The 11,556-nt window shown below is 66.2% G+C and carries 7 protein-coding genes; 4 read left to right on the forward strand and 3 right to left on the reverse strand.

Annotated features, from left to right (window positions below; translation table 11 throughout):
- The first annotated feature begins 103 nt into the window (after window positions 1–103).
- The 4 genes from GJ700_RS05550 to GJ700_RS05565 all read left to right on the forward strand — a co-directional run bounded on the left by GJ700_RS05550 (window position 104) and on the right by GJ700_RS05565 (window position 6,668).
- Window positions 104–2,395: a catalase gene (locus GJ700_RS05550; RefSeq protein ID WP_154371674.1), complete on the forward strand. Its 2,292-nt coding sequence runs from the start codon at window positions 104–106 to the stop codon at window positions 2,393–2,395.
- Between the two features lie 102 nt (window positions 2,396–2,497).
- Window positions 2,498–4,126: an MFS transporter gene (locus tag GJ700_RS05555; RefSeq protein ID WP_229506821.1), complete on the forward strand. Its 1,629-nt coding sequence runs from the start codon at window positions 2,498–2,500 to the stop codon at window positions 4,124–4,126.
- The gene (locus GJ700_RS05560) at window positions 4,126–5,283 is read left to right on the forward strand and encodes an HlyD family secretion protein (RefSeq protein ID WP_154371676.1); all 1,158 of its coding nucleotides are present in this window, start codon (window positions 4,126–4,128) and stop codon (window positions 5,281–5,283) included. Before GJ700_RS05555 ends, GJ700_RS05560 begins: the two co-directional genes overlap by 1 nt.
- Window positions 5,280–6,668: an efflux transporter outer membrane subunit gene (locus GJ700_RS05565; RefSeq protein WP_154371677.1), complete on the forward strand. Its 1,389-nt coding sequence runs from the start codon at window positions 5,280–5,282 to the stop codon at window positions 6,666–6,668. The genes GJ700_RS05560 and GJ700_RS05565 overlap by 4 nt, the downstream gene beginning before the upstream one ends.
- 56 nt (window positions 6,669–6,724) lie before the next feature.
- Here GJ700_RS05565 and GJ700_RS05570 read toward each other — a convergent pair whose 3' ends face one another.
- From GJ700_RS05570 to GJ700_RS05580, 3 genes are read right to left on the reverse strand one after another with little or no spacing between them, the layout of a single operon-like run.
- Entirely contained in the window at window positions 6,725–7,189 is a 465-nt protein-coding gene (locus GJ700_RS05570) for an AraC family transcriptional regulator (protein WP_154371678.1), read from the reverse strand.
- Between the two features lie 19 nt (window positions 7,190–7,208).
- On the reverse strand, window positions 7,209–10,355 hold the full coding sequence (locus GJ700_RS05575; RefSeq protein ID WP_371867841.1) for an efflux RND transporter permease subunit: 3,147 nt from the start codon (window positions 10,353–10,355) through the stop codon (window positions 7,209–7,211).
- Window positions 10,356–10,383: 28 nt separating this feature from the next.
- Window positions 10,384–11,544 carry an efflux RND transporter periplasmic adaptor subunit gene (locus GJ700_RS05580; protein WP_154371679.1) on the reverse strand — a complete coding sequence of 387 codons (1,161 nt, stop codon included), beginning with the start codon at window positions 11,542–11,544 and terminating at the stop codon, window positions 10,384–10,386.
- Window positions 11,545–11,556 lie beyond the last annotated feature (12 nt).

Consider the following 11,556-nt stretch of genomic DNA (forward strand, 5'->3'; position numbering starts at 1 on the left):
CAAAAGGAGGTTCGACATGCGCTCCATCCTGCTTTGGCTGCTCGGCATTCCACTGCCCATCATCATTTTGATTGCGCTGCTGCGCTGATTCGAAAGGACATCAATGACCCGGCCAGATCCTGCCGCCAGCGCCGACGCGCTGGCCAACACTGTCACCCACAACCCCAACAAGCGCGCCGAACATGGCGAAGCGTCCCGCACACCACCGGAAGGCCATCATGTGCCCGCAACGCCGGCCGCAACAGCCGGCACCCGGTCGGAAAACCAGGCATCCCCCAAGACCGGCGTGCCGCCCGCACCCGGCGTCAATCCCAACGATGGATCGTTGCAGCGCGTGCGGGCCGACGCCAGCGGGCAGCGCCTCACCACCAACCAGGGCGTGCCGGTTGCGGACAACCAGAATTCGCTGAAGTCCAGCCTGCGCGGTCCCACGCTGATGGAAGACTTCATCCTGCGTGAAAAAATCACGCACTTCGACCATGAGCGCATACCCGAGCGCATCGTGCACGCGCGCGGTTCCGCGGCGCACGGCTATTTCGAAGCGTATGAAGACTTGAGCAGCCTGACGCGCGCCGCGCCGTTTGCGCAGGCGGGCAAGCGCACGCCGGTGTTCGTGCGTTTTTCCACCGTGGCGGGCGAACGGGGTTCGGCCGACACCGTGCGTGACGTGCGGGGTTTTGCCGTGAAGTTTTATACGGATGAAGGCAACTGGGACCTGGTCGGCAATAACATCCCCGTATTCTTTATCCAGGACGCGATGAAGTTTCCCGACCTGGTCCACGCCGTCAAGCCGGAGCCGCACAACGGCATGCCGCAGGCGGCCAGCGCGCACGACACGTTCTGGGATTTCGCCTCGCTGATGCCGGAATCCATGCACATGCTGATGTGGGCCATGTCGGACCGCGCGATTCCCCGCAGCCTGCGCATGATGCAGGGCTTTGGCGTGCATACGTTCCGCCTCGTCAATGCCGACGGCGACTCGGTGTTCGTGAAATTCCACTGGCTGCCGCTGGCCGGCACCCATTCGCTGGTGTGGGATGAAGCACTGAAAGTCACGGGCGCGGACCCGGACTTCCACCGGCGCGACCTGTGGGAAGCCATCGAGGCGGGCAACGGGCCGCAATGGGAACTGGCGCTGCAAACATTTACGGAAGAGCAGGCCGCGCAATTCCCGTTCGACGTGCTGGACGCCACCAAGCTGGTGCCGGAAGAGCTGGCGCCGCTGAAAATCGTGGGACGCATGACCTTGAACCGCAACCCCGACAATTTCTTTGCCGAGACCGAGCAGGTGGCGTTTTGCGCCGCGCACATCATCCCCGGCATTGATTTCACCAACGACCCGCTGCTGCAGGGACGCATCCATTCGTACGTGGATACGCAGATCAGCCGCCTGGGCGGTCCGAATTTCCATGAAATTCCCATCAACGCGCCGATCTGCCCGATGCACAACAACCAGCGCGACGGCATGCACCGGCAAACCATCAACCGGGGCAAGGTGGCGTATGAACCGAATTCGCTGGGCGGCGGCTGCCCCCACCAGGCAGGGATGGCGGGCTTCACCAGCCTGCGCACGCAGGAAGCTCCGGAAGACAAGGTGCGGGGCAAGCCGGAACTGTTTGCCGACCACTATTCGCAGGCGCGCCTGTTCTGGCAAAGCCAGACGCGCCACGAGCAGCAGCACATCATCAATGGATTCCGCTTCGAGTTGAGCAAGGTGACGGTGCCCGCCATCCGCGTGCGCACGCTGTCGATGCTGGCCAATGTCGACGATGCGCTGGTGTCGGCGGTGGCGGCCGGGCTGGGTCTGCCGGTACCCGCGCCGCAGCCGCTGGCGACCAGCCAGCCGATTCCCTCGTATCCGCCCTCGCCGGCGCTGTCGCTGATGGCGCGTCCCGGGCAGCAGGGCATCGCGACGCGGCAAGTGGCGATCCTGGTGGCGGACGGTGTCGATGGCGACGGCGTACGGACCATCCAGGCGGCATTGGAAGCGGATGGCGCGGTGCCCCATATCGTCGGGCCGTGGCTGGGTCTGGTCGTGGCGGCCGACGGCGCACCGATCGCCGTGGAGAGGACGCTGGAAAACGCGCCGGGCGTGCTGTTCGACGCGGTGGCGATCCCGTGCGGCGAACAGGCTGCGCAAACGCTGTCGTCGCTGGCGCATGCGCTCGATTTCGTGCGCCTGCAATACCGCCACTGCAAGCCGATCCTGGCGGTAGGCAAAGGGACGCTGTTGCTGGCCAAGGCGCAGATCCCGGCGCAACTGCCGGATGGCTCGCCCGATCCCGGCCTGATCGGCACGGAACCCGCCGACCTGCCCGATGCGCTGACGGCATTCAAGCATGCGCTGGCGGAAGGCCGCGCGTGGGTAAGGGAATCCGATCCCCCCGCGGTTTGAATGTTTTGTTCATAGGGAAATTCCGACGGAGGATCGCCGTAGTGCTATCCTCCTGACATGGACGTCTATGCCCCGCAAACATGGCTTCCCCACGAGCGCCCGATGCTGCCGGGCTCTCCGTCGACGCCCCATCATCCGGCATCGCGCCGCATCGCCTACCTGGTGGTCGGCTTCATCGTGGCGCTGACGGGTGGCCTGGGCAACGCGCTGGTCACCGTCAACCTGCCATACCTGCAAGGCTCGCTGGGCGTCTATGCGGCGGAAATCGCGTGGCTGCCGGCTGCCTATGTGATGGCCAATGTATCGATGAATTTGCTGCTGGTGAAATTCCGGCAGCAATACGGCCTGCGCCTGTTCACGGAATTGTTTTTGCTGCTGTACGTGATCGCCACCGTGGCGCACCTGTTCGTGCACGGACTGGCGTCCGCCATTGCCGTGCGGGCGGCGCACGGCATGAGCGGCGCGGCGCTGACAGTGCTGGGGCTGTACTACGTGCTGCAGGCATTCTCCAAGGAGCACCGGCTCAGGGGCGTGGTGATCGGCGTGGGTTTTGCGCAACTGGCGCTGCCGCTGGCGCGGCTGTTTTCATCGGAATTGCTGGAAATCGGCGAGTGGCGCGGCCTGTACCTGTTCGAGCTGGGCATGGCGCTGCTGGCGCTGGGTTGCGTGCTGTTGCTGCCGCTGCCGCCCGGCGACCGCGTGCGCGCGTTTGAAAAACTCGATTTCGCCACCTTCGCGTTGTTTGCGCCCGGGATTGCCTTGCTGTGCGCCGTGCTGGCGCTGGGCCGCATCGTGTGGTGGCTGGAAGCGCCATGGCTGGGCTGGTGCCTGGCCGGCGCGATCGTGCTGGTGACCGGTGCGCTGCTGATCGAACATCACCGCAAGGCGCCGCTATTGAACACGCGCTGGCTCAGCACCGCCAGCATGCTGCGGCTGGCCGCGTCCGTGCTATTGATCCGTATCGTGCAGACCGAAGCGTCGGCCACGGTGGGGCTGCTGCAATCGCTGGGCATGAGCAACGACCAGATGCAGGTGCTGTGGATCGTCACGCTGGCGGGCAGCGTGGCCGGCATCGCGGCCAGTGCGCTGACGATTTCGCCCGCGCGCATCCAGCCTTCGCTGATGTTCGCGCTGGTCCTGATGGCCATCGGCGCGTTCATGGACAGCCGCGCCACCAGCCTGGTGCGCCCCGAACAAATGTTGGTTAGCCAGTTCCTGCTGGCGTTCGGCGGCACGTTCTTCCTGGGCCCCACCTTCATTTCGGGTTTCGGCGCCGTGATTGCCGCGCCCCGCAACCTGATCAGTTTTTCGCTGATGTTCACCATCGCGCAAAACCTGGGCGGCTTGCTGGGTTCCGCGCTGGTCAACTCGGTGCAGGTGGTGCGCGAAAAATACCATTCGAGCCAGCTGGTCGACCATTTGACCCTGCTCGATCCACAGGTGGCGGCCCGCGTGCAGGGCAGCGCCGCAGCACTGGGCGGCGCGGTGGGCGACCCGGCGCTGCGCAGTGCGCAGGGCGTGGCCGCGCTGGGCGCGTCCGCCACGCGCGAAGCGAATATCCTGGCGTGGAATGACGTGTTCCTGGCCATCGGCATCGTGGCCGTGGCCACCATCGCGTGGATGCTGATGCACCACCTGTGGAATATCTGCACCGCCTGCAAACCGGCGCCACCACCGGATGCGCAGGCGGGGCTGTCCAATGTCGCCCTTAACAATTCGGGATCGTCGTGATGAGTACAACCCCACCCGCAACCGACAACCTCCCAACGTCGGCGCCAGCATCACCCGAACCACCGGTCGCCGCCCCGGCCGCGCCTGCGCCCGACAGCCGCCCTCAGCGCTTTGCCATCGCCGGCTTTTTACTGGTCGCCATCATCGGCGTGCTGGTGGTGCTGTATGCGTGGCGGCTGCCGCCTTTCAGCACGCCCATCGTCACCACGGAAAACGCGCTGGTGCGGGGCCAGGTGACGTTGATCGGCACGCAGTTGCCCGGCTACGTGACGGCCGTGAAAGTGCAGGACTTCCAGCACGTGAAAGCGGGCGATTTATTGGTGCAGCTGGACGACCGCATCTATCGCCAGCGGGTGGAACAGGCACAGGCGCAACTGGCGGCGCAGCAGGCCGCGCTGGCCAACTGGGAACAGTCGCGCAAAGGCGCGCTGGCAACGGTGGCGCTGAACGAGGCGGCGCTGGCCAATGCGCAGGCGCAGGCAATCCGTTCCCAGGCCGACCTGGCGCGGGTCGATGCGCTGGTGGCCGACGGCTCGCTGTCCGTGCGCGAACAGGATGCGCAAAAAGCCGCCCGCGCCCAAGGCACGGCGGCCGTGGCGCAGGCGCGCGCCGCGCTGGAGATCGCGAAGGAACAGGCGCAGGCCGTCACTGTCAACCGCCAATCGCTGCTGGCGGCGGTGGCCAACGCGGAAGCGGCATTGAAAGCGGCGCAGGTGGACCTCGACAATACCCGCATCACGGCGCCCGGCGACGGACAATTGGGCCAGGTCGCCGTGCGCCAGGGCGCGTATGTGAATACCGGTGCGCAGCTGATGGGACTGGTGCCGCGCCAGCTGTGGGTGATGGCCAACCTGAAGGAAACGCAAATGAACAATGTGCGCATCGGCCAGAGCGTGACGTTCCGCGTCGATGCGCTGGATGGGGCGCGGATGACGGGCCAGGTCGAGCGCATTTCGCCCGCCACCGGTTCCGAATTTGCCGTGCTGCCGGCCGATAACGCGACCGGCAATTATGTCAAGATCGCACAGCGCATTCCCGTACGCATCCGCATCGACCAGGGGCAGGGCGATGCGGAACGGCTGCGGCCCGGCATGTCCGTGATCGTCAGTATCGATACGTCGTCGGTCCCGAAGGATGCGCCGGGAGCGCGGCAATGAAGGTGGCGACGACGGTGGTAATGACCGCGTGGCTGGCGGCAACCGCACTGTTGGCAGGCTGCGCCGCCAAGGCGCCGCCACCGCCCCCGTCGGCGTTGCACGTGCCGGACACGTGGCGCAGCACGCCTGCGGCGGGTGCGCCCGCGACCGACGTGCTTTGGTGGCAAGCGTATGGCGACCCTGCGCTGTCGGCGCTGGTCGGCGCCGCGCTGGAACACAATGGCGACGTGCGCATCGCCCGGGCCCGGGTGGCGGAATACCGCGCCCGCGTAGCGCTGGCGCATTCGGCGCAGCAGCCCACGGCCGGCTATGATGCGGCGCCGGCCCGCGCCCGCGCGTTGACGGCCACCGGCGCCCCCCGCACGGCCAATGTGTTCGTGGCGGAATTCCAGGCCGCGTATGAAATCGACTGGTGGGGGCGCCTGCAACAGCAAACGGATGCGGCCCGCGCCAGTTACCAGGCCGAGCAGGCGGGCCTGGACGTGGCGCGTCTGTCGGTTGCCGCGACAGTGGCGGCCGGCTACCTGAATTTGCGGGGCCTCGATGCGCAACTGGAACTGGCGCAAGCCACGCTGGCGATACGCGAACGTTCGCGCGCGCTGGCGCGCCGCCAGTTTGAAGTGGGTTACAGCTCCAAACTTGAATGGCTGCAGGCGCAATCGGAATACCTGGCCGCCAGCGAGCAGGTGCCGCAGTTGCAGCGCCAGGTGTGCGAACAGGAAAACGCGCTGGCCGTGCTGGCCGGCGGCAATCCCGGACCGATTGCGCGGGGTATCGCGCTGGCGGACCTGGCGCCGCCGCAAGTGGGGGCGGGCTTGCCGTCGGACCTGTTGCAGCGCCGCCCGGACCTGGCCCGCGCCGCCCGCAATGCGCAAGCGGCCAGCGCCCAGTTGGCCGCCACGCGCGACCAGTTGCTGCCCTCGTTCCGCCTGACCGTGCAGGGCGGCCTGCAATCGTCCACCTTGCACGCGCTGCTGGCCGATCCGACGCATTTGTGGAAACTGGCAGGTATCGTGGCCGGGCCGGTCACGGATGGGGGCAGGGTCCAGGCGCAGACGGAAGCGGCCGCGTTCCAGCGCGACCAGGCGCTGATCGCCTATGAAAACACGGCGCGCGCGGCATTCGCGGAAACCGATAATGCGCTGGGTGCGATTGCCCGCCTGCGCGAACAACTGGCCGTCAATGAAGAGCGCCGCGCGCAGGCGGCGGAAACGCTGCGCATCGCGCGCAACCGCTACCGCAACGGCTATGCGTCTTACCTGGAAGAGCTCGATGCGCAGCGCACCTTGTACGCTGCGGATGTGGCGCGCTTGCAATTGAAGGCGCGCCTTCTGGTGGCGACGGTGGATTTATACCGTGCGCTGGGGGGAGGGTGGGGGACCTGACATCGTGGTTGGGCCGCCGGTCTGCATGCATGGCGGCTTGATGAGACCAATCCGCCCTACTTGATTGCGATGCACAGGTCGCACTCGAACACGCCGGTCGCCGCATCTTCCGTGTAACTGGCGTCATAGCGTTCAAAGCACGGCCCCGGAATGCCCTGCAAGCCGGACGCCGGCAGCGCCTTGCTGTAAAACGCCATCCACGCGTTGCCGATGTCGGCGGCCGGGCCGCGATAGCGCACGGCGGCAAAGCGCCCGCCGGGGAAATGCATGACGGCGGCAGGCGCCGGCGCCACGTAATCATCCGCCACTTCCACGCACGCGTCGTAGCGGCATTGCTCCGGCGGCGTGGTCGACGGATCGTCCTGCGCAATACCGTACGTGGTGCGGTTCATCAAGCCGTGGGCGGCGCGCCACGGATTGAAGACGTCGCGCCAGAACGCGCCCAGCGCGGGGCCGAACGGCCCCGTGTGGCGCAGGTAAGCCAGTGTCACTGGCGGCAATTCCATCACGCGTACTTCCATGGCAGTCTCCTTTGCGGGATTACTTGGATGGGATAACGTCGTTCTCAACCTGCTTCGGCGCCTCATGTGGCGCATGATGCGGCGCGGCAGTGGGATGCTTATGCTTGCGCAGCATGCCCAGGCAGCGTTTCATCAAATGTTCCAGGTCGTCGATGTACGTGAACACGGCCGGCACCACCAGCAGCGACAGCAGGGTGGACGTGATCAGGCCGCCGATCACGGCGCGCGCCATCGGTGCGCGGAAGCTCGGGTCCGCGCCCCAGCCCAGCGCCAGCGGCATCATGCCGGCGCCCATTGCGATGGTGGTCATCAGGATCGGGCGCGAACGCTTGTGGCACGCATCGACCAGCGCATCGAAACGCTTCATGCCTTCGCGGCGCGCAATGATGGCGTAATCGACCAGCAGGATCGAGTTTTTCGTCACGATCCCCATCAGCATGATCAGGCCGATCATCGACGGCATCGACAGCGCGCTGCGGGTGATCAGCAGCGCGACGAACGCGCCGCCGATCGACAGCGGCAGCGCCGCCAGGATCGTGGCCGGCTGCATGAAGTCCTGGAACAGCAGCACCAGCACGCAGTAAATGCAGATCACGCCGATCAGCATGGCGATGCCGAAGCTGGCGAACAGCGCCTGCATTTCCTGCGCGTCGCCCAGTTCCGCGATGTGCACGGATGGCGGCAGCGCCTTCATCGACGGCAGTGCGCGGGCTTCCTCGTTGACTTCACCCAGCGAGCGGCCATTCAATTCCACTTCCAGCGTCACGTTGCGCGAACGGTTCAAGCGGTTGATTTGTGCTGGGCCCGATTGCATGGAAATGTCGGCCACGGTGGCCAGCATGACAGGCCCGTTCTTGCCCGGCACCGTCAGGCGACCGATGGCGTCCAGGTCGGCGCGCACGGCGTCCGGCAGCTTGACGCGGATCGGCACCTGGCGTTCCGGCAAGTTCATCTTCGTCATGTCGAAATCGTAATCGCCGGCGGTGGCCACGCGCACGGTTTCGCCGATGGCGGACGCCGTCACGCCCAGATCCGCCGCGCGGGCGAAATCGGGACGCACGATGATTTCCGGACGCACCAGCGATGCGCTGGAATTGACGTTGCCGATGCCTTTCAGCGTGCGCAATTCGCGCTCGACTTTTTGTGCGGATTCAATCAGCGCCTGCGGGTCTTCGCTTTGCAGCACCAGCTGCATTTTCACGCCGGTATCCTGCGGACCGACGGTGAAGCGGGCGCCCGGGATGTTATTGAGCTTGGCGCGGATCTTTTCCTCCATCTCCGGCACGGTTTCCTTGCGGTCGTTGCGGTGCACGGTGGTCAAGGTCAGCACGGCGCGGCGCGCTTCCGCCGCGGCGCCCGGCGCAAACGCGTCGCCCGACGAACCGCCACCGATCGAGCTGAAGACGCCGGTCACGCCCTTGACTTCCATCGAGGCCAGGCGCGCCTGTTCGGCGATGGCGCGGGTCTCAACCAGGGTCGAGCCGGGTGGCAATTCCACCGTGACCTGGGTCTGGCCACGGTCGGCCGGCGGCACGAAGCCGGTCGGCAGCAGCGGCACCAGCATGATGGAGCCGATAAAGAATGCGCCCGACGCGATGGCCGTGATCAGGCGGTGTTTCAGGCACCACTGCATGACGTGCATGTAGCGCCGCATGATGGGGCCGTCGACTTCATCGGTGTGCGCCACGGGCTTCAGCAGGTAGGCCGCCATCATCGGCGTCAGCAAACGGGCCACCACCAGCGATGCCAGCACGGCCAGCACGGCGGTCCAGCCGAACTGCTTGAAGAACAGGCCGGGAATGCCGCCCATGAACGCGGTCGGCAGGAACACGGCCACCAGCGCAAACGTGGTGGCGATCACCGCCATGCCGATTTCGTCGGCCGCCTCCATTGCCGCTTCGTAGGGCGTTTTGCCCATGCGCAGGTGACGCGAAATGTTTTCGATTTCCACGATGGCGTCGTCGACCAGCACACCCACCACCAGCGCCAGCGACAGCAGGGTCACGGTGTTGAGCGTATAGCCGAACAAATAAATGCCGAGGAAGGCGGGCAGCACGGACAGCGGCAGCGCGGCGGCGGCCACCAGGGTGGCGCGCCAGTCGCGCAGGAACCACCACACCACCAGCACGGCCAGGATCGCGCCTTCGTACAGCAATTCCATCGACCCTTCGAAGTTTTCATGGATCGGCGCCGCATTGTCGATCGACATGCGCAGCTCGAACGTCGGATGCGCCTTGCGCATTTCCTCGATGGCGGCCTTCACGTCATTGGCCACCTGCGTTTCGCTGGCGCCCTTGGTGCGGAAGATTTCAAAAGCCACCACCGGCTTGCCATCCTGCTCGGCCACGGCGCGCCGTTCGGCCGTGGCGTCAGTGATGGTCGCCACCTGGTCGAGGCGGATATGGCGGCCTTCCGGCAGCGGGATATCGATGGCGGCCAGTTCTGCCGCGCTTTTCACGGTGCCGATGGTGCGCACGGATTGCTCCGCGCCGGACACGTCGCCACGGCCCCCCGGCGCTTCGCGCTGCACCATGCGCAGCTGGCGCGACACGTCCAGCGCCGATACCTTCAACGCCGCCATGCGGTTGTCGTCCAGCTCGACGCGGATTTCCCGCGCCGCGCCGCCGATACGCTTGACCTGGCCCACGCCCTTGACGGCCAGCAGGCGCTTGGTCACGTCGTTGTCGACATACCAGCTCAACTCCTGGATGTCCGACGCCTTGCCGTCCTTGGCCGACGCCGTATACGTCAGGACCGAACGGCCCGCGGTCGGCACCTTGTTGACCACGGGGTCGCGCAACTCGCCGGGCATGTCGGCCCGCACCTGGGCCACGGCGTCGCGGATTTCATTGACGGCGTCGGAGACGTTCTTCTCCAGGTTGAATTCCACCGTCAGCGTGGCGGCGCCGTCGAGCACGGACGTGTGGATGTTTTTCACGCCTTGCAGCGGCGCGATCGCATCTTCGATCTTGCGCGCCACTTCGGTTTCCAGTTGGGCCGGGGCGGCGCCCGGCAGGCTGGCGGTGACGATCACCACCGGCAACTGGATGTCCGGGAAGTCCTGCACCGGGTTGGCTTTATAAGCCAGCAATCCTGCAAACGACAGCAGGAAGAACAGCATGATCGCGGGGATCGGATGCTTGATCGATAAGGATGATAAGTTCACTGGGGCTCCTGGTTGTGGGCCGCGTTATTCAGCGGGGCTTGGCGGCTTTGGCCGCGCTGCCTGCAGGGGCCGGCGCAGGCGCCGCCGCCACGTTCACCAGGTCGCCGTCATTGAGGAAGCCCGCGCCGCTGACCACCACGGACGATGAACTATCCAGACCGGAGACCACTTCCACCTGTTCGCCGATGCGGCGCCCAGCCTGTACCTTCACGCGCGACACCTTCTTGTCCGGGTTCACGCGGAACACATAGCTGAAGCCGTCGCGCACCACCACCGCCTGCTGCGGCAGGGTCAGCGCTTCGCTGGCGCCCAGTTCGAACCGGCCGCTGGCAAACATGCCGGCCTTGAAGGCGTTGGCATCCCTGCCTTTCGCCGCCGGCAAGTCCACGTACACCAGCGCAAAGCGGTTTTGCGGATCGATGGTCGGCGCCACGGTGCGCACCTTGCCCGTCAATTCGGCGCCGTTCGGGGCTTTCACCACGGCGGTGGCGCCGGGGCGGATCTTTGGCAGGTCGGCCGCCGTGACTTCGGCGCGCCATTCCAGGCGGCCCTGGCGGATCATGCGGAACAATTCCGTGCCGGGGCCGGCCACGGCGCCCACGGTCGCCATGCGGGCGGAAATCACGCCGCTGTCGGGCGCCGTCACTTGCGTGTATTTCAGCCGCAACTGCTGGCTGGCCACGACGGCCTTGGCCGACGCCACGCGCGCCTTGGCCATTTGTTCGCCCGTCAGGTACTGGCTGATTTGCTGGGCCGACAGCGCGCCGGACGTATCGAGCGCGCGGGCGCGCTGGGCGTTGGCGATCGCTTCGGCCGCATTGGCTTCCGCTTCCATCAGCGCGGCTTTCGCCTGCGCCAGGTCGGCGTTCACGGAGTCGCTGGAGAACGTGGCCAGCACGTCGCCCTTGTCGACGACGTCGCCCACGTTGACTTTCACTTCCACCAGGCGCAGGCCGTTCGATTCGCTGCCGATCGACGCTTCCTGCCACGCGGTGACGTTGCCGTTGGCGCCGATGGTGATCGGCAGGCGGCTGGTGGAGGGTTTCGCGGTGGTGACGGTCAGCGCGGCTTTAGGAGCGGCGGCGGCCTTGTCGTCGGCCTGGGCCGAAGGAGCGATTGCAGCGTGCAGCGCAAAGGCGGTGGCCATCAGCACCAGTAAGGGACGGAGACGGGTTTGCAGGGATTTCATAGTGGTCGGTTC

This window comes from Pseudoduganella rivuli (assembly GCF_009674485.1).
In the GTDB taxonomy this organism is placed as follows: domain Bacteria; phylum Pseudomonadota; class Gammaproteobacteria; order Burkholderiales; family Burkholderiaceae_D; genus Rugamonas; species Rugamonas rivuli_B.